18 protein-coding genes and 2 pseudogenes are annotated in these 23,268 nt (G+C 71.7%); 13 read left to right on the forward strand and 7 right to left on the reverse strand.

What is annotated here, in order from left to right:
* A pseudogene (locus ABZV94_RS28085) lies at positions 1 to 1,222 on the reverse strand (tetratricopeptide repeat protein); the annotation flags it as partial.
* Positions 1,219 to 3,063 carry an HSP90 family protein gene (locus tag ABZV94_RS28090; RefSeq protein ID WP_356345080.1) on the reverse strand — a complete coding sequence of 615 codons (1,845 nt, stop codon included), beginning with the start codon at positions 3,061 to 3,063 and terminating at the stop codon, positions 1,219 to 1,221. The gene ABZV94_RS28090 and the pseudogene ABZV94_RS28085, both read right to left, overlap by 4 nt.
* Positions 3,064 to 3,261: 198 nt before the next feature.
* Between ABZV94_RS28090 and recG the strand changes: the two genes are divergently transcribed.
* The 8 genes from recG (at position 3,262) to mutM (ending at position 11,032) form a co-directional block, all read left to right on the forward strand.
* A complete protein-coding gene (recG, locus tag ABZV94_RS28095; protein ID WP_356345082.1) occupies positions 3,262 to 5,469 on the forward strand; it encodes an ATP-dependent DNA helicase RecG in 2,208 nt (735 codons plus the stop codon).
* A gap of 86 nt (positions 5,470 to 5,555) precedes the next feature.
* A complete protein-coding gene (gene rsmD, locus ABZV94_RS28100) occupies positions 5,556 to 6,143 on the forward strand; it encodes a 16S rRNA (guanine(966)-N(2))-methyltransferase RsmD (RefSeq protein WP_356345084.1) in 588 nt (195 codons plus the stop codon).
* Between the two features lie 26 nt (positions 6,144 to 6,169).
* Positions 6,170 to 6,649: a pantetheine-phosphate adenylyltransferase gene (gene coaD, locus ABZV94_RS28105; RefSeq protein WP_356345086.1), complete on the forward strand. Its 480-nt coding sequence runs from the start codon at positions 6,170 to 6,172 to the stop codon at positions 6,647 to 6,649.
* A gap of 57 nt (positions 6,650 to 6,706) precedes the next feature.
* Positions 6,707 to 7,804 carry a cell division initiation protein gene (locus ABZV94_RS28110; protein ID WP_356345089.1) on the forward strand — a complete coding sequence of 366 codons (1,098 nt, stop codon included), beginning with the start codon at positions 6,707 to 6,709 and terminating at the stop codon, positions 7,802 to 7,804.
* Between the two features lie 130 nt (positions 7,805 to 7,934).
* Positions 7,935 to 8,579 carry a DUF177 domain-containing protein gene (locus tag ABZV94_RS28115; protein ID WP_356345091.1) on the forward strand — a complete coding sequence of 215 codons (645 nt, stop codon included), beginning with the start codon at positions 7,935 to 7,937 and terminating at the stop codon, positions 8,577 to 8,579.
* Between the two features lie 2 nt (positions 8,580 to 8,581).
* Positions 8,582 to 8,755 carry a 50S ribosomal protein L32 gene (rpmF, locus tag ABZV94_RS28120; RefSeq protein WP_003951102.1) on the forward strand — a complete coding sequence of 58 codons (174 nt, stop codon included), beginning with the start codon at positions 8,582 to 8,584 and terminating at the stop codon, positions 8,753 to 8,755.
* Between the two features lie 20 nt (positions 8,756 to 8,775).
* Complete coding sequence (rnc, locus tag ABZV94_RS28125) at positions 8,776 to 9,600, forward strand: ribonuclease III (protein WP_356345093.1); 825 nt, start codon at positions 8,776 to 8,778, stop codon at positions 9,598 to 9,600.
* A gap of 571 nt (positions 9,601 to 10,171) precedes the next feature.
* Positions 10,172 to 11,032 carry a bifunctional DNA-formamidopyrimidine glycosylase/DNA-(apurinic or apyrimidinic site) lyase gene (mutM, locus tag ABZV94_RS28130; RefSeq protein WP_356345096.1) on the forward strand — a complete coding sequence of 287 codons (861 nt, stop codon included), beginning with the start codon at positions 10,172 to 10,174 and terminating at the stop codon, positions 11,030 to 11,032.
* On the opposite strand, the gene ABZV94_RS28135 is transcribed toward mutM, so the two are convergent.
* Positions 11,005 to 11,400, reverse strand: a complete 396-nt coding sequence (locus tag ABZV94_RS28135) for a helix-turn-helix domain-containing protein (RefSeq protein ID WP_356345098.1) — start codon at positions 11,398 to 11,400, stop codon at positions 11,005 to 11,007. The genes mutM and ABZV94_RS28135 overlap by 28 nt on opposite strands.
* A 140-nt stretch (positions 11,401 to 11,540) precedes the next feature.
* Here ABZV94_RS28135 and ABZV94_RS28140 point away from each other — a divergent pair, with 140 nt between their 5' ends.
* Complete coding sequence (locus tag ABZV94_RS28140; RefSeq protein WP_356345100.1) at positions 11,541 to 12,125, forward strand: flavodoxin family protein; 585 nt, start codon at positions 11,541 to 11,543, stop codon at positions 12,123 to 12,125.
* Between the two features lie 45 nt (positions 12,126 to 12,170).
* Here ABZV94_RS28140 and ABZV94_RS28145 read toward each other — a convergent pair whose 3' ends face one another.
* Positions 12,171 to 12,473 (reverse strand): hypothetical protein, encoded by a 303-nt coding sequence (locus ABZV94_RS28145; RefSeq protein WP_356345103.1) that lies wholly within the window; start codon positions 12,471 to 12,473, stop codon positions 12,171 to 12,173.
* A 206-nt stretch (positions 12,474 to 12,679) separates the two neighbouring features.
* Complete coding sequence (locus ABZV94_RS28150; protein ID WP_356345105.1) at positions 12,680 to 14,206, reverse strand: CAP domain-containing protein; 1,527 nt, start codon at positions 14,204 to 14,206, stop codon at positions 12,680 to 12,682.
* Between the two features lie 163 nt (positions 14,207 to 14,369).
* On the opposite strand from ABZV94_RS28150, the gene ABZV94_RS28155 reads away from it, so the two are divergent.
* The 4 genes from ABZV94_RS28155 to ABZV94_RS28170 all read left to right on the forward strand — a co-directional run bounded on the left by ABZV94_RS28155 (position 14,370) and on the right by ABZV94_RS28170 (position 20,793).
* Positions 14,370 to 14,651, forward strand: a complete 282-nt coding sequence (locus ABZV94_RS28155; RefSeq protein ID WP_356345108.1) for an acylphosphatase — start codon at positions 14,370 to 14,372, stop codon at positions 14,649 to 14,651.
* Between the two features lie 381 nt (positions 14,652 to 15,032).
* Positions 15,033 to 15,236 (forward strand): hypothetical protein, encoded by a 204-nt coding sequence (locus tag ABZV94_RS28160; RefSeq protein ID WP_014675251.1) that lies wholly within the window; start codon positions 15,033 to 15,035, stop codon positions 15,234 to 15,236.
* Between the two features lie 270 nt (positions 15,237 to 15,506).
* Entirely contained in the window at positions 15,507 to 19,175 is a 3,669-nt protein-coding gene (locus ABZV94_RS28165; protein WP_356345110.1) for an AAA family ATPase, read from the forward strand.
* A 199-nt stretch (positions 19,176 to 19,374) separates the two neighbouring features.
* A complete protein-coding gene (locus ABZV94_RS28170) occupies positions 19,375 to 20,793 on the forward strand; it encodes a sugar porter family MFS transporter (RefSeq protein WP_356345112.1) in 1,419 nt (472 codons plus the stop codon).
* A gap of 144 nt (positions 20,794 to 20,937) precedes the next feature.
* Here ABZV94_RS28170 and ABZV94_RS28175 read toward each other — a convergent pair.
* Both ABZV94_RS28175 and ABZV94_RS28180 read right to left on the reverse strand, forming a co-directional pair.
* Positions 20,938 to 21,626, reverse strand: a pseudogene (locus ABZV94_RS28175) (LLM class flavin-dependent oxidoreductase); the annotation flags it as partial.
* Positions 21,627 to 21,738: 112 nt separating this feature from the next.
* On the reverse strand, positions 21,739 to 23,190 hold the full coding sequence (locus tag ABZV94_RS28180; RefSeq protein ID WP_356345113.1) for a cytosine permease: 1,452 nt from the start codon (positions 23,188 to 23,190) through the stop codon (positions 21,739 to 21,741).
* Positions 23,191 to 23,268: the final 78 nt, after the last annotated feature.

Below are 23,268 nucleotides of genomic sequence, written 5' to 3' on the forward strand. Positions count from 1 at the left end.
GCCGCAGGGTGGCCGACAGGCGGCGCGCCTCGGTGAGCAGGGCGGGCAGGTCCGGTTCCGCGGGACCCGCCGGTTCCGGGGGCGCGACCGTCGGCGCGGGCGCGGTGCGTACCGCACGCACGCCCAGCGGAAGGCGTTCCACCAGCGGGCGCTGCGCCATGCGCGCGCGGACGCGGTCCCCGACGGCGGACGTGCCGTTGCGCCGGTCGAACCGCTCGGCGAGCTCCGACGCCTCCGCGCGCGCGTGCGCGGCGAGTTCCCGCGCGGTCCAGGTCCGCCCGGCCGGCCCCGGCACCCACTGCTCGCCGAGCCCCAGCTCGGTCAGCCGGTCCATCAGCAGCGTCACCACGGCCATGAAGTCCAGCCGGCTGCGCGGATGACCGGTGTCCGTGAAGTACGCCGGCCGCTCCGCCAGCAGCTCCAGACCGCGCGCCTCGTTCCCGGTCAGCGCGCAGAACTCCACGTGCTCGGCGTACGAACCCCGCATGCTCTCCATGGAGCGCACCAGCCGGAAGCCCCGCAGATGGTGCGCGCGGGCCTCCTCGACGCGCCCCAGCCGCAGCAGCGGGAGCAGCGAGGAGGCGAGCACGTTGTGCGGCTCGTGCGCGCACGCGAACTCGCCCTCCAGCACCGGCCGCCACAGTTCGAGCGCCTCGGCGTCCCGCCCGCAGAGCGCCTGCCAGCTGCCCTGCCCGCGCAGCTCGCAGGCGTGGCAGTCGGCCATCCGGTCCCGGTCGGCCGCCAGCCACGCCGTGTACGCCCGCTCCGCGCGCGCGAGGTCCCCGATGTGCGCGGCCACGCTGAACTCGGCGCTGCGCACGGCCCGTTCGGAATGGCCGGCGAGCCGGTAGCGGTGCTCCATCTCGCCGAGCCACTTCTCGATCGAGGCGAGCGGGATGTGCGGCTGGTCCAGCATGCCCGCGGACATCCACTTGAAGACCCAGTGCAGCGAGTGCGTCTCGTCCGCGTCGAAGTCCTCGGGCCGTTCGTCCCACATGCGCAGCAGCCGCGCGAACGGGACGAACATCTTGTCCTTCTCGGAGCTGTAGTTGTAGACCTTCAGCTGGTGCCCGAGCGCCTCGATCACGGCGAGCGGGACGTCCAGCTTCTCGGCCTCGGCGAGCAGCTGCTCCGCGCGCGCGTTGCGGGCCGGGCCCTCCGGCTGCTCGGCGTTGTCCGCCAGCGCCCGGCGCAGCGCGTCGAAGTCCGCGATCTCGCTCATCGTCCGTCCCCCTCCCCGTGGGTCGCCCATTCGAGCAGCCCGATGAACGCCCGGTTGAGCAGCGCCGAGTCGGCCGGCCTGAGCGGGCGCTGCGCCCTCAGCAGGGCCTGCCCGTACAGCGACTCGGTCGCGGTGCCGATCAGCTCCGGGTCGCCGAGCGAACCGATGCGGCGGACCAGCGGGTTGAGGTGGTTGAGCACCAGACGCGCGCGCGGGGCGCTGCCGCGCAGGGAACCCAGGATGCCCGCCCACAGGTCGTCGGCCTCCTCCTCGGCCGCCGCGCGGGCCTGCTCGTGCCGGGCCGCCCGGTCGTCCAGGTGCAGCGCGGGCACGGACAGCGGATGGAAGGCCCGCAGGACGACGTCGCAGCCGAGCGGGTCGAGCCGGTCCCGCGCGGCCGCCAGGAACCCGGCCAGCGCCAGCTCCTCGGCCGGGTCCACCGCGTCCAGGTGCGCGGTGACGGTGTCCGCGTCCAGCTCGGCGACCACCGTCCCCGGCCGCACCCGGGGCAGCGCCTCGACCAGCTCGCTGTCGTACGTGTAGCCGCCGTTGACCACGCCGACGCCCTGCGCGGCGGCGATCGGCGCGACCTGTCGGTACTCCTCGACCGTCCGCGTGAAGTGCACCACCGGGTGCCGCTGCGCGAACTCCTCCAGGGACAGCTGCCCGTCGGTCGTCTCGAACGGCAGCCACGGCAGCATCGTGCGCAGCATGCCGGCGTCGTGCCGGGCGAGGGACTTCACGCCCAGGTGGTGCACGGCGAGGAAGGCCGCGAGACGCTCGGGATCACCGGCCGCGAGCCCCGTCAGCCAGGACCGGATCCGTGTCCCGAGCGCGTCCCGCACGGCGGCCAGGGTCTCGTCCTCGTACAGCGACTCGCGCGAGGCGGTCGGCCGCAGGCTGTCGGTGTCCAGCACGCAGCGCACGAAGAACGCCCAGTCGGGCAGCAGCTGTTCGGCCCGCTCGGTGAGCAGCATGCCCTTCAGATGCACGCGATGGCCCGCCCGCTGGGCCGGGCTGACCGCCGAGGGCAGCACGTACGCCACCCCGCGGACCCCGGCCACCGGCACGTCCAGGTCGATGGAGTCCAGCGGGGTGAACCCGAACAGCTCACGGCAGTGCCGGGCCAGCGCCACCCGCCGTCCGGCCGGACTCGGATGGACGCGGTCCCAGGGCGCGGGCAGCTCGGTGACGGGCTCGTCGCCGACCCGGACGTCGTAGGGCAGCAGGGAGCCGAAGTCGCGGGCCAGCGCGCGGACCCGCTCCGGCGCCAGCCACTCGGCCGCACCGGCCCGCGCGGTCAGGTACACGGTCGTCCCCGGCTCGGGCCGCTCGGCGTCGGGCAGGGTGCGCACGGTGTACGAGCCGTCGTCGCGGGCGGTCCACTCCACCGGTGGCGCCCCGGGCGTGCGGGCGCTGCGGCTGACCACCCGGATCCGCTCGGCGACGAGGAAACAGGCCAGCAGCCCGATGCCGAACTGGCCGAGGAAGTCCGACCGGGCCTCGTGCAGGCCCTCGGCCCGCTTGGAGCTGCGGCCGATGGTCGCCAGCAGGCTGTGCACGTCCGGCTCGGTGAGCCCGACCCCGGTGTCCTCCACCCGCAGCCCGCCGTCCGCCGCGTACAGCCGGACCCGCGCCGGGGCGCCCGGGTCGGCGGACCGGCGGGCGGTGATGGCGTCCACGGCGTTCTGCAGCAGCTCGCGCAGGTAGACCCTGGGGCTGGAGTAGAGGTGATGGGAGAGCAGGTCCACCAGACCACGCAGGTCGACCTGGAAGCTGTGAGGTGAGTGTGGGTGAGGTGACTGGGATGGCTGCGATGCCTGAGGGGTCTGGGAGTCCATCGTCACTGCGCCGGAGGGGGCGTGCGTGCGGCGCGGGGTCGGGCGGTCCCGGCGGGGCGGTGACCGCGAAAGGATGGCCGGAGCGCGCCATCCTAGAGCCGGAACATCCCGCCTGACCAGGTGTTTCCCTGATGTTTACGGCCCCGGCCGGGAATCCGCGGGGCAGGGTGTACGGCATTGTCAGTGGCGTGGTGTGCAATGGATCTCGTGCCCGCACTGCAAGAACCGCTCAAGAAGGTGCTCGGCCCCGCCACCGCGAAGGTGATGGCCGAGCACCTCGGCCTGCACACCGTCGGCGACCTCCTCCACCACTACCCGCGCAGATACGAGGAGCGCGGCCAGCTCACGCACCTCGCCGACCTCCCCATGGACGAGCACGTCACGGTGGTCGCGCAGGTCGCCGACGCCCGCCTGCACACCTTCGCCTCCGCGAAGGCCCCCCGCGGCAAGGGCCAGCGCCTCGAAGTCACCATCACCGACGGCAGCGGCCGGCTCCAGCTCGTCTTCTTCGGCAACGGCGTGCACAAACCCCACAAGGAGCTGCTGCCGGGCACCCGCGCGATGTTCGCCGGCAAGGTCTCCGTCTTCAACCGCCGCCTCCAACTGGCCCACCCGGCCTACGAACTGCTGCGAGGCGACAGCGAGGAGAGCGTCGAGACCTGGGCGGGCGCCCTGATCCCGATCTACCCGGCCACCGCCAAACTGGAGTCCTGGAAGATCGGCAAGGCCGTGCAGACGGTCCTCCCCAGCGCCCAGGAGGCCCTCGACCCCCTGCCCGACACCCTCCGCGAGGGCCGGGGCCTGCTGCCGCTCCCCGAGGCCCTGCTCAAGATCCACCGCCCGCACACCAAGGCCGACATCGCCGACGCCCGCGCCCGGCTGAAGTGGGACGAGGCCTTCGTCCTCCAGGTCGCCCTGGCCCGCCGCCGGCACGCCGACACCCAGCTCCCCGCCGTCCCCCGCGTCCCCCGGCCGGACGGCATCCTCACGGCCTTCGACGACCGCCTCCCCTTCACCCTCACCGAGGGCCAGCGCAAGGTCTCCGAGGAGATCTTCGCCGACCTCGCCACCGCCCACCCGATGCACCGCCTGCTCCAGGGCGAGGTCGGATCCGGCAAGACGCTGGTGGCCCTGCGCGCCATGCTCGCCGTGGTCGACGCCGGCGGCCAGGCGGCCCTGCTCGCGCCCACCGAGGTCCTCGCCCAGCAGCACCACCGCTCGGTCACCGAGATGATGGGCGAACTGGCCGAGGGCGGCATGCTGGGCGGCGCGGAGCACGCCACCAAGGTGGTCCTGCTCACGGGCTCCATGGGCACGGCCGCCCGCCGTCAGTCCCTGCTGGACCTGGCCACCGGCGAGGCCGGCATCGTCATCGGCACCCACGCCCTCATCGAGGACAAGGTCCAGTTCCACGATCTCGGCCTGGTCGTGGTGGACGAACAGCACCGCTTCGGCGTGGAGCAGCGCGACGCCCTGCGCGGCAAGGGGAAACAGCCCCCGCACCTCCTGGTCATGACCGCCACCCCCATCCCGCGCACGGTCGCCATGACGGTCTTCGGCGACCTGGAGACCTCGGTGCTCGACCAGCTCCCGGCCGGCCGCTCCCCGATCGCCAGCCACGTCGTCCCGGCCGCCGACAAACCGCACTTCCTGGCCCGTGCCTGGGAGCGGGTCCGCGAGGAGGTCGCGAACGGCCACCAGGCGTACGTCGTCTGCCCGCGGATCGGGGACGAGGAGGACGATCCGAAGAAGTCCGGCAAGAAGAAGGCCCCCGAGGACGAGGCGGAGAAGCGCCCCCCGCTGGCCGTGCTCGACGTGGCCGACCAGCTCGGCCGCGGCCCCCTGAAGGGCCTGAGGGTGGAGGTGCTGCACGGCCGTATGCACCCCGACGACAAGGACGCCGTGATGCGCCGCTTCGCCGCCGGCGAGACCGACGTCCTGGTCGCCACCACGGTCATCGAGGTCGGCGTGAACGTCCCCAACGCGACGGCCATGGTCATCATGGACGCCGACCGCTTCGGCGTCTCCCAGCTCCACCAGCTGCGCGGCCGGGTCGGCCGCGGCTCCGCCCCCGGCCTGTGCCTCCTGGTCACCGAGATGCCCGAGGCCAGCGCGGCCCGCCAGCGCCTCACTGCCGTCGCCTCCACCCTCGACGGCTTCGAGCTCTCCCGCATCGACCTCGAACAGCGCCGCGAGGGCGACGTCCTCGGCCAGGCCCAGTCCGGCGCCCGCTCCAGCCTGAGGGTGCTGGCGGTCATCGAGGACGAGGAGGTCATCGCGGAGGCGAGGCAGGAGGCGGCGGCGGTGGTCGCGGCCGACCCCGACCTGACCGGCCTTCCCGCCCTGCGGACGGCCCTGGACGCCCTCCTGGACGAGGAGAGGGAGCAGTACTTGGAGAAGGGCTGAGGCGGAAGCGTCCCCCGAGGGGGCGCGGGGAGCCGCACGACCAGCAACAATGAACCGTAAAGCCACCCACGGAGAAGGACCCCCCCATGACCCGCGTGATCGCCGGTGCCGCCGGCGGACGGCGCCTCTCAGTACCGCCCGGCACCGGAACCCGGCCGACCTCGGACCGCGCGCGCGAGGGCCTCTTCTCCACCTGGCAGGCGCTCCTCGGCGGCCCCCTCGACGGCGAACGGGTCCTGGACCTCTACGCCGGCTCGGGCGCCGTGGGCCTGGAGGCCCTGTCCCGGGGCGCGAGCCACACGCTCCTCGTCGAAGCCGACGCCCGCGCCGCGAAGACCGTCCGCGAGAACGTGAGGAACCTGGGCCTTCCCGGCGCGGAGGTGAGAGCGGGCAAAGCGGAACAAGTCATCAGAACCGCACCCCCCGCCGAGCCCTACGACCTCGTCTTCCTCGACCCCCCGTACGCCGTCTCGGACGACGATCTTCGGGAGATTCTGCTCACACTCCGCTCGGAACGCTGGCTCGCCGAAGAAGCCCTCGTCACCGTGGAGCGCAGCACCAGAGGCGGCGCATTCCACTGGCCGGACGGCTTCGAGGCCATCCGCTCCCGTCGCTACGGCGAGGGAACGTTTTGGTACGGTCGCGCCGCCTCTACGTGCGAAGACGCACGATGACCGGACCGGAGAGCGAGGGATCACAAGTGCGCCGCGCCGTCTGTCCCGGGTCGTTCGACCCGATCACCAACGGACACCTCGACATCATCGCCCGAGCCTCCCGTCTCTACGACGAGGTCTACGTCGCGGTGATGATCAACAAGTCCAAGAAGGGCCTGTTCGAGATCGACGAGCGGATCGAGCTGATCCGCCAGGTCACCGCCGAGTACGCCAACGTCCGGGTGGAGGCGTTCCACGGCCTCCTCGTCGACTTCTGCAAGGAGCGCGACATCCCGGCCATCGTCAAGGGCCTGCGCGCCGTCAGCGACTTCGACTACGAACTCCAGATGGCCCAGATGAACAACGGCCTCACCGGCGTCGAGACGCTGTTCGTCCCCACCAACCCCACCTACAGCTTCCTGTCCTCCTCCCTCGTCAAGGAGGTCGCGGCCTGGGGCGGCGACGTCTCCCACCTGGTGCCGGCCGAGGTCCTGGAGGCGCTGAACAAGCGCCTCACCAAGGGCTGATGGGGCTACAGTCGTCCCGTCCGTCTCCAACCCGGCTGTAGAGAGTGGCGAGCACAGGTGGACGTGCAGAAGAAGCTCGACGAGATCGTCTCCGCGGTCTCCGGCGCCCGGGGCATGCCCATGTCGGCGTCGTGCGTGGTCAACCGCGCCGAACTGCTCGCGATGCTGGAAGAACTGCGCCAGGCGCTGCCCGGCTCCCTGGCCCAGGCGCAGGAGCTGATCGGCGACCGTGAGCAGATGGTGGAGCAGGCCCGGCTGGAGGCCGAGCGGATCATCGAGAACGCGCACGCCGAACGCGGTTCGCTGATCTCCGACACCGAGATCGCCCGCCGCTCCCAGGCCGAGGCCGACCGGATCCTCGCCGAGGCCCGCAAGGAGGCCGAGGAGATCCGCGCCGAGGCCGACGACTACGTCGACTCCAAGCTCGCCAACTTCGAGGTCGTCCTCACCAAGACCCTCGGCTCGGTCGGCCGCGGCCGGGAGAAGCTCCTCGGCACCGGCCCGGGCCTCGACGAGAACGGCTACGAGGACGAGGACGCCCCCGAGCGCAGCCAGGACCCGGAGACCCTGCGCCACAACGCCGACGCCTACGTGGACGCCAAGCTCGGCGCCTTCGAGGCGGTCCTCGCCAAGACCCTGGAGGCCGTCGGCCGGGGCCGGCAGAAGCTGCACGGCCGGATCGCCACCGACGACCTCGGCGCCCTCGCCGACGACACCACGACCTTCCAGCACTCCAGCGACGCGGACTACCTCGCCGACCTCGCGGCCCTCGCGGACAGCGACCGCGCGGCACAGCGCCGGAGCGAGCCGCCGCAGCCGTCGTACGAGCCGCAGCCGGCCTATGGCTACCAGCAGCAGCCGGACCCGTACGCGGGTTTCCCGCAGCAGCCCGAGTACGCCCCGCAGCAGGACCCGTACGGCTACCAGCAGGCCGATCCCTACGCCCCCTCCTCCGGCTACGCTCCGGCGGGAGACGCCCCCTTCCAGGGGTACGACACCCAGGCCTACGACCCCCAGCAGGCCCAGCAGCCGCACCAGCCGCAGCACCAGGACCAGGACCAGCAGGGCTACGCCCTCGACGAGACCAGCCTCTTCGACACGAGCATGATCAGCGCGGAGCAGCTGAGGGCGTACGAGCAGGGGCGGGGCCTGTAGCCCCAGGCGGATTGGGCGCTGAGCGAAAGGTCCAGTATCCTGGCTGTTCGGTCGCGCGTATGTCCGCGATCACCGCTGCCCGGAACACCGACGGGCGGCGTCCCTTCGAGTTCGCAGATCGAAAGCAGGAATGGCTTCCAACGCCCGCCTCGACCACCGGAACCCCCTCGTGATCGACACGCACGAGCTGGGCCGGCGTCCTGGTGCGCTGCAGCGCCTGACCCGCGAGGTCGACGCCCCCAAGGATCTCGGCATCCAGGGGGTCGTCGGAGTGCCGGAAGGCGCCCCGATGGAGCTCGAACTCCGTCTCGAGTCGGTCATGGAAGGGGTGCTTGTCACAGGCACCGCCCGTGCAACGGCCGAGGGGGAGTGCGTAAGGTGTCTGGAGCCGGTCGAGCTGGAGCTCGAAGCGGACTTCCAGGAGATGTTCTCGTACCCTGACGCCGACGACCGGGGCCGTGTGATCGCGGAACCGGGCGACGACGCCGAGGACGACGAGGACAGGCTCTTTGTCGAGGACGGTCTCATCGACCTCGAACCCGTGCTGCGCGATGCGGTGGTGCTCGCACTGCCCATGCAGCCGGTGTGCCAGGAAGACTGCCCGGGTCTGTGCTCCGAGTGCGGGGCGCGGCTGGCGGACGACCCGGACCACCACCACGACGCCGTCGACATCCGTTGGGCGGCTTTGCAGGGATTCGCCGATTCACTCGAAGCCGGCGATAAGGACGAGATGAGCGGCGCCGAAGCGGGCGTCGACGAGAAGCAGGAGAAGTAGCCGTGGCTGTTCCGAAGCGGAAGATGTCGCGCAGCAACACGCGCCACCGCCGGTCGCAGTGGAAGGCTGCGGTCCCCACCCTGGTTGCGTGCGAGCGCTGCCACGAGCCCAAGCAGCAGCACATCGCGTGCCCGTCTTGCGGCACCTACAACAAGCGCCAGGTCCTCGAAGTCTGAGCGGGCTGGTGAGAGGCACTGTGTCCACACCGAAGAAAACCTCTGCGGACAACCAGGCCTCGTCCCACACGCTTCTGGAAGGGCGGCTCGGCTACAAGGTCGAGTCCGCCCTTCTGGTGCGAGCGCTGACCCACCGTTCCTACGCGTACGAGAACGGCGGTCTGCCGACGAACGAGCGCCTGGAGTTCCTCGGGGACTCCGTGCTGGGCCTCGTCGTCACGGACACGCTGTACCGCACCCACCCCGACCTGCCCGAAGGCCAGCTGGCCAAGCTGCGGGCCGCGGTGGTCAACTCGCGTGCGTTGGCGGAGGTCGGGCGCGGCCTCGACCTGGGCGCCTTCATCCGGCTCGGCCGGGGTGAAGAGGGCACGGGCGGCCGGGACAAGGCATCCATCCTCGCCGACACCCTGGAAGCGGTGATCGGCGCGGTCTATCTCGACCAGGGCCTCGACGCGGCCTCCGAACTGGTGCACCGCCTGTTCGACCCGCTGATCGAGAAGTCCTCCAACCTCGGTGCCGGCCTGGACTGGAAGACGTCCCTCCAGGAGCTGACCGCGATCGAGGGGCTCGGCGTGCCCGAGTACCTGGTCACGGAGACCGGCCCCGACCACGAGAAGACCTTCACTGCTGCCGCCCGCGTCGGGGGCGTCTCGTACGGCACCGGCACCGGCCGCAGCAAGAAGGAGGCGGAGCAGCAGGCCGCCGAGTCCGCCTGGCGGGCCATCCGGGCCGCCGCGGACGAGCGGGCCAAGGTGGCCAAGGAGCCCATCAAGGAGACGGCCGACGAGGCCGTCAGGGGCAGCCAGGCCATCGAGGACGGCGACACGTCGTCCGCCACCGCCTGACCGGAACAGCACGAACAGCACGACCCGAGCGCCCGCCCCGCCTCCCACGGGACGGGCGCTCGGCCATTCAGGGCCACCCGGCCGTCCACCGGGGGATTCGCCATGCGCCGGTGGTGGGGCTGCGGGGGCTCCGGCCGTCTGCGGGGCGTTGGGTCGTCCACGGGGGCGTCCGGCTCTCCGCCGGTTGCCGGGTCCGGGCGCGGGGCGTTCGGCCAATCGCCGGGCGCTGGGTCTTCCGCGGGGCGTTGGGTTCTCCCGGGGCGCTCGGCCGGCCATCGGCCGTTGGGTCGTCCAGGGGCGCTCGGCCATCCATCGGGCGTTCGGCCAATCGCCGGGCATGGGGCCTTCCACCGCGCGTTCCGCTGACAGCTGGGCGTCGGGTCCGTCCGCCGGGCGTCGGGGGCATCCACCAGGCGCTCGCCCTCCACCAGGCGCTCGCCCCCCCCCCGACCAGGCGTCGGTCGTTCGCCGGGCGCTGCCGGCAGGCGGGGGGTGGCCACCGGCCCGGTGGGTCGGTCAGGCCTCGGGATACCCTGCCCTCAGCTCTTCCGCAGTCGCCCGAAGGAGTGCCGTGCCCGAGTTGCCCGAGGTCGAAGTCGTCCGCCGGGGCCTGGAGCGCTGGGCCGCCCACCGGACCGTCGCCGAGACCGAGGTGCTCCATCCGCGAGCCGTACGCCGGCATGTCGCGGGGCCCGACGACTTCGCGCACCGGCTCAAGGGCCACCACATCGGCACACCCCGGCGGCGCGGCAAGTACCTGTGGCTGCCGCTGGAGGAGACGAACCAGTCCGTCCTCGCCCACCTCGGCATGAGCGGCCAGCTGCTGGTCCAGCCGCACGAGACGCCGGACGAGAAGCACCTGCGCATCCGCGTGAGGTTCGCCGACTCCCTCGGCACCGAACTCCGCTTCGTCGACCAGCGCACCTTCGGCGGGCTGTCGCTGCACGACAACACCCCCGACGGCCTGCCCGACGTCATCGCGCACATCGCCCGCGACCCGCTGGACCCGCTCTTCGACGACGAGGCCTTCCACCAGGCGCTGCGCCGCAAGCGGACCACCATCAAGCGGGCCCTGCTGGACCAGTCCCTGATCAGCGGCGTCGGCAACATCTACGCGGACGAGGCCCTGTGGCGCGCCCGCATCCACTACGAACGCCCCACGGCGAACTTCACCCGCCCGGTCACGGCGGAACTCCTCGGTCACATCCGCGACGTGATGAACGCGGCCCTCGCCGTCGGCGGCACCAGCTTCGACAGCCTGTACGTCAACGTCAACGGCGAGTCGGGTTACTTCGACCGCTCCCTGGACGCCTACGGCCGCGAGAACGAGCCCTGCCGTCGCTGCGGCACCCCCATGCGCCGCCGTCCGTGGATGAACCGGTCCAGCTACTTCTGCCCCAAGTGTCAGAGGGCGCCGCGCGTCTCGTCGTAAAGCGCGCGGGCCGCGAGGACGTCGTCCATCGCGCCCTCCACGCAGTGGATGAGCGCCAGCAGCCGCTCCGCGACCTGCCGGCCCAGGGGCGTCAGCTCGTAGTCCACGCGCGGCGGGTTCGTCGGCTGCGCCTCGCGGTGCACCAGTCCGTCGCGTTCCAGCGCGTGCAGCGTCTGGGACAGCATCTTCTCGCTCACCCCGTCCACGCGCCGGCGCAGCTCGTTGAAGCGCAGAGAACCCTCGTACAGCGCGCCGAGCGTCAGCCCGCCCCAGCGGCCCGTGACGTGCTCCAGCGTGCCCCGTGACGGGCACGCCTTGGCGAAGACGTTGTACGCGAGGTCGTCGTGGTCCCGGGTGGTGGCGGTCATAGGGGAAGGGTACGCCCGCACAGCGCTCACCACCAGGTTGCACTAACTGATGGTTAGTGCTTTCCTATGGTTACTGCTCTCGAGCTGCGCTCTTCGCTCTCGGAGCTGCCGCTTGCCGCTGCCCCTTTCGAGGAGTCCCCATGACCACGCCCGTCGTTTCCATCGCTTACCACTCCGGCTACGGCCACACCGCCGTCCTCGCCGAGGCCGTCCGCGCCGGTGCCCTCGACGCGGGTGCCGAGGTGCACCTGATCAAGGTGGACGAGATCACCGAAGCGCAGTGGGAGACGCTGGACCGCTCCGACGTGATCGTCTTCGGTTCGCCCACCTACATGGGCACCGCCTCCGGCGCCTTCCACCTCTTCGCCGAGGCCACCTCCAAGCGCTGGTTCGGCCAGGACTGGAAGGACAAGCTGGCCGCCGGCTTCACCAACTCCGCCTCCAAGAGCGGCGACAAGCTGCACACCCTGCAGTTCTTCCAGACGCTCGCCGCCCAGCACGGCATGCACTGGATCAACCTCGGCCTGCTCCCCGGCTGGAACAGCAGCACCGCCTCCGAGCACGACCTCAACCGCCTCGGCTTCTTCGCCGGCGCCGCCGCCCAGAGCAACAACGACCAGGGCCCCGAGGGCGTCCACAAGGCCGACCTGGCCACCGCCGAGCACCTGGGGCGCCGGGTGGCGGAGACGGCGAAGGTCTTCACGCGCGGCCGCGTCGCCGCGTAGCGCCGAGGGGACGGCCCCGAGACGGCCCCGAGACGGCCCCGGCGGTCAGTCCTCGTCCTCGTCGAGGCCGAACCCGTCCGGCACAGCCAGCAGTGCCTCGCGCCACGGCCCCTCCGGCTCTTTCACGGCCGCTTCGCGGAACAGGTGGGCGAGTCGGCGCCGATCTTCCACGCTGAGGCGGTCGAAGAGGTACGTCGGATACTCGAACCATCTGGACGCCGCGTCCGGCGAGGCTTCCTCATCTGTGCTGGTGTCCACTGCTGCCACGAGATGCGCCATGGCCTCTGCCAGTGTGCTCAGGAGTGGATCACCGTGGGCGTGTGTGGAGGTCAGCTCGCCAGGATTCATGCGTGGACCGTATCCAGCGGTCGGCATAGCGCGTACCTGGGCCACCACGACCCCGGCTTCCCACTGCGGACGTACACGTACCTGATGCCGTCGAGCGGGACCCGGACCCGGGCCGCCGTGGACCGCGTCTTCGCGGACGAGGAACCCAGGATGGGCGGCCCGGACACGGCCCAGGAGGGTGCTTAGCCGTCCGACCTGCGCCTGTCTCAATATCCGAAGTCCTGCGTCCACCAAGGTCCGCCCGGGCCGAAGTGGACGCCGACGCCGAGGGTCTTGAAGTCGCAGTTCAGGATGTTGGCGCGGTGGCCGGGGCTGTCCATCCAGGCTGCCATCACGGCCGCCGCGTCGGCCTGGCCCCGGCCTATGTTCTCGCCACCGAGGTCGGTGACACCGGCCACCGCCGCCCGGTCCCACGGCGTCCTGCCGTCGGGGTCGGTGTGGGCGAAGAAACCGCGCGCGGCCATGTCGTCGCTGAACGCCTCGGCCAGTGTCGTCAGCGAGGAGTTCGCCGCCAGCGGGCTGCAGCCGACCTTCGCCCGCTCGTCGTTGACGAGCTTCAGCACCTGGGCCTCGGCGGTGGCCTCCCGCGACACCGTCACCCCGGAGGACGGCGACGTCGGCGCCTCGGTGGCCGTACGGGACGGCGTGGCCTTCGGCGGAGTGGACGGCTTGGCCGGCGTGGACGGCTTCGACGGCTTGGACGGTGCGGGAGGCTCGGCCGGCGTGGGCGGGGCGGACGGCTTGGGCGGAACGGGCGGCCTGGTCGGAGCCGAGGGCGTGGTCCTCGGCGCCGTCCTGGTCGGCGTCGGCTTCGCGGGCGCCGTCTTGGAGGGGGTGGCCGTCTTGGAGGGGGTGGCCGTCTTGGAGGGGGTGGCCGTCTTGGAGGGGGTGGCCGTCTTCGAGGGCGTGGCCGTCTTGGAAGGCGTGGCCCTGTTCGACGGGGCCGCCGTCCTGGAGGGAGCCGCCGTCTTCGGCGGAGCGGCCCTCTTCGAGGAGGGCGTCGACTTCGTCGGGGCCGCCGTCCTCGCGGCGGACGCGGACGCGGACGCGGAGGGGGAGTGCGAAGGCGAGGGGGAGTGCGAGGCGGAAGCGGACGATGAGGCCGACGGGCTCGCGGAGCCGCCGCGCGGACCGTCCCCGCCGGCGGACGGGCCGGCGGACGTCTCGGCGCTGCCCGAGGTACCGCCCTGCTCGCCGGCCGTGTTGCTGGGGGCGGCCGCGGTCGCCACCCGGTCCCCGCCGGAGGTGTGCGTACCGCCGCCGAGCTGGTACTGCTCCAGGCCCGGTATGGAACCCGTGGCCACCGCGATCGTGCCGAGGGCGACGGCCAGGGACACGCCGAGCAGACCGGCGCGCACCGGCCGCCCGAGGTTCTCCCGCCGTCGGTGCTCACCGGACGGGGTGAATCCGCCGCCCGTGGAGCCGTCGCCGCCGGATCCGGAGCCCTGTCCCGGCGCGCCCGGTGCCGGCCCGTCGTCCGTCGCGAACAGGTACTCCTGGGCCTTCGCCGTGGTCTCGGCGTAGGCCTGCGGGTTCAGGTAGGGAGCGATCCCCGTCGGCATCCGCCGCTCCCACGCGGACGAGTGCTGGGGGTCGTCGCTCCCGGGTCCCGGGTGCTGCGTGTGGTCGTCCCCCGTGGCGCGGCCCGTGGCGGCGCGGCCGGCGGCGGAGCGTCGGTGGCGTCCCATGTCCTTGCCCTCTTCCTCGTGCCTGCGGTCGACCTGCGCCTGCACGGCGGGAGTCCCCGGCGAGCCACTCGTGGCGAGCGACTCCCTCTGGCCGACCCGACTCACTCGATCGAGTGAGTTTCATATGAGCTGTATTGCGTCCGGACGGTACCGCATGCCGCTTGAGGGCGATGTGTCCCGGCCTACACCGGCCGGTTAGGTTGCACCCATGAGCGAGGAAGTGCGACTGGTCGCCTGGGTGCGTGGACACGTGCAGGGCGTGGGATTTCGCTGGTTCACGCGCGCCAAGGCGCTGGAGATCGGCGGGCTGAGTGGTTTTGCTCTCAATCTGGCCGACGGCCGGGTCCAGGTGGTCGCGGAGGGGCCGCGGGAGGGGTGCGAGGGGCTGCTGGACTGGCTCCAGGGCAGCGACACGCCCGGGCGCGTGGACGGTGTCACCGAGATCTGGGACACACCCCGCGGCGGCTACGACGGCTTCGCCATCCGCTGATCCGGAGCGGCTCCGAGCCGCGCGCCGGAGCGTGGCATGAAGCCGGGGGCACATGCGGAAGAGGGAAACGCCCTGGTGGTTGCCAAGACGGGCGTGGCATGGCAGGCTCCGCTGTTACTGCTGGTCGCCACGCCCTGAGGGCCCGGAGGAGTCGCAGCGCCGCCGCTTTACCGGCCGCGCGCCCCGGTTTGCCCGCCAATACAGGGCGTGATCGTGTTGACCGTCAAACTTTTTGGTGAGACGCTGAAAGCCCCGCGCACCTTAGCTGTTTGGCATGGAGCAACACCAGAGCAACACCCGGATGTGCCAAGCACCACGGGTGCGAATCCCTCACGACCCACACCGCATCGGTCGGTCACTCAGTGTGGAGGACCATCCATCATGGCAAAGGCGCTTCTCGGTTACGTCGGCGGCTCCGACCCTCGACTCCTCGCCGAGATGCGACGGCTGCAGCAGCGCGTCCAGGACCTGGAGTCCGAGCTCGTACGGATCCAGGCGGAGAACGAAGCGCTGACGGCTGCCGCCTCTCAGGACAGGATCATGGAGAGCATCGACGCACACCAGGCGGAGCCTGCGCTCACCTGATCGTTGCATCGCTCCACGACAGCAGTCGCAACGATCGGGCTGCCCGTATCAACCGCTCAGTTGATCGGACGGCTGAGACCCAGCCGTCAGAGTTGCAAGGGACGCTTCGGCGTCCCTTCGTTCTTTCCCCCGTCTTCCCCCGCCGGTCGTTAGGCCGCGCATCCTTTCACGCTCTTTAACATCTGGTGTGCCCTGCGTGGTCACCAGCGAAACCGCGCGGTTGCGAGGGTTCATGGAGTGAGATAGCGGCGGCGGGTAGAGTCCAGCGGCGTGCACCTCAAGGCCCTGACCCTCCGTGGGTTCAAGTCGTTCGCCTCGGCGACCACGCTCCGGTTCGAACCGGGCATCACGTGCGTCGTGGGACCGAACGGCTCGGGCAAGTCCAACGTCGTGGACGCGCTCAGCTGGGTCATGGGCGAACAGGGCGCCAAGTCCCTGCGCGGCGGCAAGATGGAGGACGTCATCTTCGCCGGCACCACCGGCCGCCCGCCGCTCGGCCGCGCCGAGGTGTCCCTGACCATCGACAACTCCGACGGGGCGCTGCCCATCGAGTACGCCGAGGTCACCATCACGCGGATCATGTTCCGCAACGGCGGCAGCGAGTACCAGATCAACGGCGACACCTGCCGCCTCCTCGACATCCAGGAGCTCCTCTCCGACTCCGGCATCGGCCGCGAGATGCACGTCATCGTCGGCCAGGGCCAGCTCGACTCCGTCCTGCACGCCGATCCGATGGGCCGCCGCGCCTTCATCGAGGAGGCCGCCGGTGTCCTCAAGCACCGCAAGCGCAAGGAGAAGGCCCTGCGCAAGCTGGACGCGATGCAGGCCAACCTCGCGCGCGTGCAGGACCTGACGGACGAGCTGCGGCGCCAGCTCAAGCCCCTCGGCCGGCAGGCCGCCGTCGCCCGCAGGGCCGCCGTCATCCAGGCCGACCTCCGCGACGCCCGCCTGCGGCTCCTCGCCGACGACCTCGTCCGCCTGCGCGAAGCCCTCCAGGCCGAGATCGCCGACGAGGCGGCCCTGAAGGAGCGCAAGGAGACGGCCGAGCGGGAACTGAAGAAGGCCCTCCACCGCGAGGCCCTCCTGGAGGACGAGGTACGCCGGCTCACCCCGCGCCTGCAGCGCGCCCAGCAGACCTGGTACGAGCTGTCCCAGCTGGCCGAGCGCGTGCGCGGCACGATCTCGCTGGCCGACGCCCGGGTCAAGAGCGCCACCTCCGCGCCCGTCGACGAGCGGCGCGGCCGGGACCCGGAGGACCTGGAGCGCGAGGCCGCCCGCATCCGCGAGCAGGAGGCCGAGCTGGAGGCCGCCCTCGAAGCGGCCCAGCGGGCACTGGACGACACGGTCGCCCACCGCGCCGAACTGGAGCGCGAACTGGCCGTCGAGGAACGCCGGCTGAAGGACGTCGCCCGCGCCATCGCGGACCGTCGCGAGGGGCTGGCCCGCCTGTCCGGGCAGGTCAACGCGGCCCGCTCGCGTGCCGCCTCCGCCCAGGCCGAGATCGACCGGCTGGCCACGGCCCGCGACGAGGCGCAGGAGCGCGCCGTCCGCGCCCAGGAGGAGTACGAGGCCCTCCAGGCCGAGGTCGACGGCCTCGACGCGGGCGACGCCGACCTGGCCGAGCGGCACGAAACGGCCAGACGGCAGCTGGCCGAGGCCGAGGCCGCCCTGACCGCGGCCCGCGAGGCGCTGACCGACGCCGAGCGCACCCGCGCCGCGACCCAGGCCCGTCACGAGGCGCTGGCGCTGGGGCTCCGCCGGAAGGACGGCACCGGCATACTGCTGGACGCCCGGGACCGGCTCACCGGAGTCCTGGGCCCGGCGGCAGAGCTGCTGACGATCACACCGGGCTACGAGATCCCGCTGGCAGCGGCCCTGGGCACAGCGGCGGACGCCATCGCCGTGACGACCCCCGCCGCGGCGACCGAGGCCATCAGCCTCCTGCGCAAACAGGACGGCGGCCGCGCCACCCTCCTCCTGTCAGGAGCCCCGGAGAGCGCAACCCAACTGTCGGGAGCCCCGGAGAAGGCACCCGAACTGTCGGGAGCCCCGAAGAGGGCACCCGAGGCACCCGAAGAAGGCGCGGGCCACGGCGCGGCCGGCCCGCACGGACCCGCGCCCGACCGCCGACCCGTCACCCCCCTCTTCGCCGCCGACCTCGTCCGCGGTCCCGCCGAGCTGATGCCCGCCGTCTGCCGCCTGCTGACCGGCATCGTGGTCGTGGACACGCTGGACGACGCCGAGGCGCTGGTCCACGCCCGCCCCGAGCTGACCGCCGTCACCGCCGAGGGCGACCTCCTCGGTGCCCACTTCGCCCACGGCGGCTCGGCGGGCGCGCCCAGCCTGCTGGAGGTGCAGGCGTCCGTCGACGAGGCGGCGGCCGAGCTGGCCGAGCTGGAGGTGCGCTGCCGGCGGCTGGCCGAGGCCCAGCAGGCGGCGGCCGAGCACCGCAAGCGGGCCGCGGCCCTGGTCGAGGAACTGGCGGAGCGGCGACGGACCGCCGACCGCGAGAAGTCGGCCGTGGCCCAGCAGCTCGGCCGGCTCGCCGGGCAGGCGCGCGGCGCCGCCGGGGAGGCCGAGCGGTCGGCCGCGGCGGCGGCCCGTGCGCAGGAGGCGCTGGAGAAGGCCGTACAGGAGGCCGAGGAACTGGCCGAGCGGCTGGCCGTGGCCGAGGAGATGCCGGTGGAGGAGGAGCCGGACACCTCGGTGCGCGACCGGCTCGCCGCCGACGGGGCCAACGCGAGGCAGACGGAGATGGAGGCCCGCCTCCAGGTCCGTACGCACGAGGAGCGGGTGAAGGGGCTCGCCGGACGCGCGGACGCGCTCGACCGGGCGGCCCGCGCCGAACGCGAGGCACGCGCGCGTGCCGAGCAGCGGCGGGCCCGGCTGCGGCACGAGGCGGCGGTCGCGGAGGCCGTCGCCGCCGGTGCCCGGCAGCTGCTCGCGCACGTCGAGGTGTCTCTCGCCCGGGCGGAGCAGGAGCGTTCCGCCGCGGAGGCCGCCAAGGCCCGGGGCGAGCAGGAGCTGGCCGCCGCCCGTACGGCCGGCCGTGAACTGAAGGCCGAACTCGACAAGTTGACGGATTCAGTTCACCGGGGCGAGGTACTCGGTGCGGAGAAGCGGCTGCGCATCGAGCAGCTGGAGACCAAGGCGCTGGAGGAACTGGGTGTCGAGCCGGAGGGCTTGGTGGCGGAGTACGGGCCGCACCAGCTCGTGCCGCCCTCGCCCCCCGCCGACGGCGAGCGGCTGCCCGAGGACCCGGACCATCCGCGCAACCAGCCGCGCCCCTTCGTGCGGGCCGAGCAGGAGAAGCGGCTCAAGGCGGCCGAGCGGGCGTATCAGCAGCTGGGCAAGGTGAACCCGCTGGCGCTGGAGGAGTTCGCGGCGCTGGAGGAGCGGCACAAGTTCCTCAGCGAGCAGCTGGAGGACCTGAAGAAGACCCGCGCCGACCTGCTCCAGGTGGTGAAGGAGGTCGACGAGCGCGTCGAGCAGGTCTTCACCGAGGCCTACCGCGACACGGCCCGGGAGTTCGAGGGAGTCTTCAGCCGCCTCTTCCCGGGTGGCGAGGGACGGCTGGTCCTGACGGACCCCGGCAACATGCTCACCACGGGCGTGGACGTCGAGGCACGCCCGCCGGGCAAGAAGGTCAAGCGGCTCTCCCTGCTGTCGGGCGGCGAGCGCTCGCTGACGGCGGTCGCGCTGCTGGTGTCGATCTTCAAGGCCCGGCCGAGCCCCTTCTACGTCATGGACGAGGTGGAGGCCGCGCTGGACGACACCAACCTCCAGCGGCTGATCCGGATCATGCAGGAGCTCCAGGAGACCTCGCAGCTGATCGTGATCACGCACCAGAAGCGCACGATGGAGGTCGCCGACGCGCTCTACGGCGTGTCCATGCAGGGCGATGGCGTCTCGAAGGTCATCTCCCAGCGCCTGCGGTAGCACTCACCAAGATCAACTGACTCTGCGTTCAAGAAGTGAACACGGAGGGCACGGGCATATCTGAAAACTCACAGCCGTTGACCTATTGACTTCGAAACTTGAAGGCATAGTCTCTGCAACGTTGCTTTTACCTTCAGGTTCTACCTGTAAGGGCTCGCCCCCACCCGCGGCAGCGCTGCCGTGGCCCGAGGAGTTACACGTGACCAGCACAGCGCAGGCACCTCAGTCAGGAGCCAGGACGGCTCACCCCGAACATCTCGGGCACGTCATCTTCATCGCGGCGGCTGCCGCCATGGGCGGCTTCCTCTTCGGTTACGACAGCTCCGTCATCAACGGCGCCGTCGAGGCCATCCGCGACCGTTACGACATCGGGTCCGCCGCCCTCGCCCAGGTCATCGCGATCGCCCTGATCGGGTGTGCCATCGGTGCCGCCACCGCCGGCCGCATCGCCGACCGGATCGGCCGCATCCGCTGTATGCAGATCGCCGCGGTCCTCTTCACCATCAGCGCCGTCGGCTCCGCGCTGCCCTTCGCGCTGTGGGACCTCGCCTTCTGGCGCATCGTCGGCGGCTTCGCCATCGGCATGGCCTCCGTCATCGGCCCCGCCTACATCGCCGAGGTCGCCCCGCCCGCCTACCGCGGCCGGCTCGGCTCCTTCCAGCAGGCCGCGATCGTCGTCGGCATCGCCATCTCGCAGCTGGTCAACTGGGGCCTGCTCAACGCCGCGGGCGGCGACCAGCGCGGCAAGCTGATGGGCCTGGAGGCCTGGCAGGTCATGCTCGGCGTGATGGTCATCCCGGCCGTCCTCTACGGCCTGCTCTCCTTCGCGATCCCCGAGTCCCCGCGCTTCCTGCTCTCCGTCGGCAAGCACGACCGCGCCCGTGAGATCCTCGCCGAGGTCGAGGGCGAGGGCACCGACCTCGACGCCCGCGTCACCGAGATCCAGCAGGCGATGAAGAGCGAGCACAAGTCCACCTTCAAGGACCTGCTCGGCGGCTCCTTCTTCTTCAAGCCGATCGTCTGGGTCGGTATCGGCCTGTCGGTCTTCCAGCAGTTCGTCGGCATCAACGTCGCGTTCTACTACTCCTCGACGCTGTGGCAGTCGGTCGGCGTCGACCCGACGGACTCGTTCTTCTACTCCTTCACCACCTCGATCATCAACATCATCGGCACCGTGATCGCGATGATCTTCGTGGACCGCGTCGGCCGCAAGCCGCTCGCCCTCATCGGCTCGATCGGCATGGTCGTCGGCCTCGCCCTGGAGGCCTGGGCGTTCAGCTACCACCTGGTCGACGGCAAGCTGCCGAACACCCAGGGCTGGGTCGCCCTGATCGCCGCCCACGTGTTCGTCCTCTTCTTCGCCCTCTCCTGGGGCGTGGTCGTCTGGGTCTTCCTCGGCGAGATGTTCCCGAACAGGATCCGTGCCGCCGCCCTCGGCGTGGCCGCCGCCGCGCAGTGGATCGCCAACTGGGCCATCACCGCGAGCTTCCCGTCGCTGGCCGACTGGAACCTCTCCGGCACCTACGTGATCTACACCGTCTTCGCCGCGCTCTCCATCCCGTTCGTCCTGAAGTTCGTCAAGGAGACGAAGGGCAAGTCCCTGGAGGAGATGGGCTGAGCCTCGTAGCGAGGCCCCCGAACTCGGGGAGAAGGGCCAAGTCCCCGCTGCCCCTCTCCTCGAACCGTCCGCCGCCCCCGGCCCGGCCACTGCCCGGACCGGGGGCGGCGGTGTCGTACGGCCGGGCGGCCCGGCTCGGTCCTCCAGCGCCGGCAGGACCCGCTGCGCGAACAGCCGGAGGCTGCGCCAGCCCTCCTCCACCGGCATCCCGCCCGCCAACGCCCTCGGCGCGGAGCTCCGCCACGGTCGTGGCCGCCGACCTCACCGCCGAGCGGACCTCGCCCGACTGCGAGGAGACGTACGTCCGGGCCTCGTGCAGGAAGTGCCCGCCGTACCGGGCCCACGCCCGGTCGGGGTCCTCGGCGAGGTGGAGCAGCGGGGTCCCGGCCGCCGGCATCATGGTCCAGCCCTCGGTGCCGTACGCGGCCAGCCTCTCCTTGTAGTACGTCTCCAGCTCCGGCAGACGTGCGCTCGGGAAGAACGGCAGGCCCAGCCGGACGGCCCGGCGGGCGGCGGCCCTGGAGGACCCGCCCACCAGCAGCAGAGGGTGCGGATCGGTGTACGGGCGCGGGGTGAGCCGTACCCGTCGGCCCCGGTACGGCCGACACCGTCACCGGGATCCGGCGGGTCGCCCCGAACACCGCGCCCGGGAAGGCGAACGGCGACGGCAGCCAGTTGTTCTCGGCGCCGTGGTGCTCCTCGGTCTGCACGGTGCCGATCCCGTGCTCGTCCGCGTACGCGGCCATCCCCAGGGCGGCCCGGTAGCGGGCGGAGCGTGCGGCGGGACCGGCGCCGGGTGCGACGAGATTGAAACGTACGACCGTGACGGGCATGGGAAAGGTCCCCCTCCGGTGCGCTGCGGTGGTGGGGGACCTTGGATGACGAGGCGTCAGATCGCCATGGGCGGGAGTCCCGCCCGGCAGCGGCCCGCCCGGGGGAGGCGCGTCACACGCCCGCGGTCTCCCGCCGCGCGGCCGGCTTCGTCGTCCCGGCCGGGCGGGCCACCGCCGGCTTCGGCAGCACCAGGTACAGCCCACCCGAGATCACGATCGTCGCGACCCAGCCGAGACCGTACTCGCCGATCACGTTGTTCGCCGCGAGCGGCCCGGTGAACCAGTCCGAGGTGGTGAACAGCAGACCCGACACCAGGCCGACCGCCCAGGCGGCCACGGCCGCGGGGGAGAAGCCGCCCCGGTACCAGTAGGCGCTGGTGCGGGTGGTGTCGGCCATGGCCCGGCCGTCGTACTCCGTGCGGCGGAACATGTCCGCGCCGAACACGCCGACCCAGGCCGAGAAGGCGACCGCCAGCAGCGACAGGAAGGCGATGAACGAGCCCATGAAGCTCGTCGCCACCAGCATCAGCACCCCGCCGAAGACCAGCGAGATGACGGCGTTGACCGAGACCGCCCAGTGCCGCGGCACCTTGAACCCCAGGGTCTGCGCGGTGAAGCCCGCCGAGTACATCGACATCGAGTTGATCAGCAGCATGCCGATCAGGGCGATGAACAGGTACGGCACGGCGATCCAGGTCGGCAGGATCTCACCGAGGAAGGACACGGGGTCGCTCGCCGAGGCCAGGTCCGGTGTGGCGACGGCCATCACCGCGCCCATCAGGACCATGGGCAGGACGACGACACCGGCGCCGCCCACCGCCGTACCCACGATCGCCTTCGAGGACGCCGTGCGCGGCAGGTAGCGGGTGAAGTCCGGCGCCGACGGGATCCAGCTGACACCGCCGGCCGCGATCATGCCGATGCCGGTGATCACCGCGGCCGTGGACCCGGCGCTGTGGTCCATCACCTTCGACCAGTCGGTGTTCGCCACCAGATAGGCCAGGACCAGCACCGAGAAGACACCGAAGAGGTAGGTCGCGTACTTGTTGCACCTCTGCACGGCGTTGATGCCGAGCCCGGAGATCGCGAAGGTCGCGACGACGAACACCAGCAGCATCACCATGTCCAGCACGCTGTTCGCCTTGATGTCGAACAGGATGTCCAGGATGGTGAGCATCGCGTAGGCACCGGTGACGGCGTTGATCGTCTCCCAGCCCCAGCGCGCGACCCAGATCAGCGATCCGGGCAGCAGGTTGCCGCGCTGCCCGAAGACCGCCCGCGACAGGGCCATGCCGGGCGCGCCGCCCCGCTTGCCCGCGATGCCGATCAGGCCCACGAGGCCGTACGACACGATCGGCGCCGCCACCGCGACGACCAGCGCCTGCCAGATGTCCAGGTGGTACGCCACGACCAGGCTCGCGCCCATCGTCAGCAGCAGCACGCTGATGTTCGCGCCGACCCAGGTGGGGAACAGTTCCCGGGTCTTGGCCGTGCGTTCGTGGTCGGGGACCTGCTCGATACCGCGCGTTTCGAGAGCGCCTTCGGTCTCGACGGTTTTCGTCATGAAAAAGAGGTGCCAGACGTGGGGGGACGGGGACGACGGGACTCTACGCGCGTCAACGGCGCAGCCACCATCGTACTT

Source organism: Streptomyces sp. NPDC004658 (genome assembly GCF_040609555.1).
Classification (GTDB): Bacteria; Actinomycetota; Actinomycetes; order Streptomycetales; family Streptomycetaceae; genus Streptomyces.

Coding starts and splice junctions, on each gene's coding strand:
- recG (WP_356345082.1), top strand. CDS start 3,262: ATGGATCTCGTGCCCGCACTGCAAGAACCGCTCAAGAAGGTGCTCGGC.
- ABZV94_RS28180 (WP_356345113.1), bottom strand. CDS start 23,190: ATGACGAAAACCGTCGAGACCGAAGGCGCTCTCGAAACGCGCGGTATC.
- ABZV94_RS28135 (WP_356345098.1), bottom strand. CDS start 11,400: ATGACCGCCACCACCCGGGACCACGACGACCTCGCGTACAACGTCTTC.
- ABZV94_RS28090 (WP_356345080.1), bottom strand. CDS start 3,063: ATGGACTCCCAGACCCCTCAGGCATCGCAGCCATCCCAGTCACCTCAC.
- ABZV94_RS28140 (WP_356345100.1), top strand. CDS start 11,541: ATGACCACGCCCGTCGTTTCCATCGCTTACCACTCCGGCTACGGCCAC.
- ABZV94_RS28160 (WP_014675251.1), top strand. CDS start 15,033: ATGGCAAAGGCGCTTCTCGGTTACGTCGGCGGCTCCGACCCTCGACTC.
- rsmD (WP_356345084.1), top strand. CDS start 5,556: ATGACCCGCGTGATCGCCGGTGCCGCCGGCGGACGGCGCCTCTCAGTA.
- ABZV94_RS28145 (WP_356345103.1), bottom strand. CDS start 12,473: ATGAATCCTGGCGAGCTGACCTCCACACACGCCCACGGTGATCCACTC.
- ABZV94_RS28115 (WP_356345091.1), top strand. CDS start 7,935: ATGGCTTCCAACGCCCGCCTCGACCACCGGAACCCCCTCGTGATCGAC.
- ABZV94_RS28155 (WP_356345108.1), top strand. CDS start 14,370: ATGAGCGAGGAAGTGCGACTGGTCGCCTGGGTGCGTGGACACGTGCAG.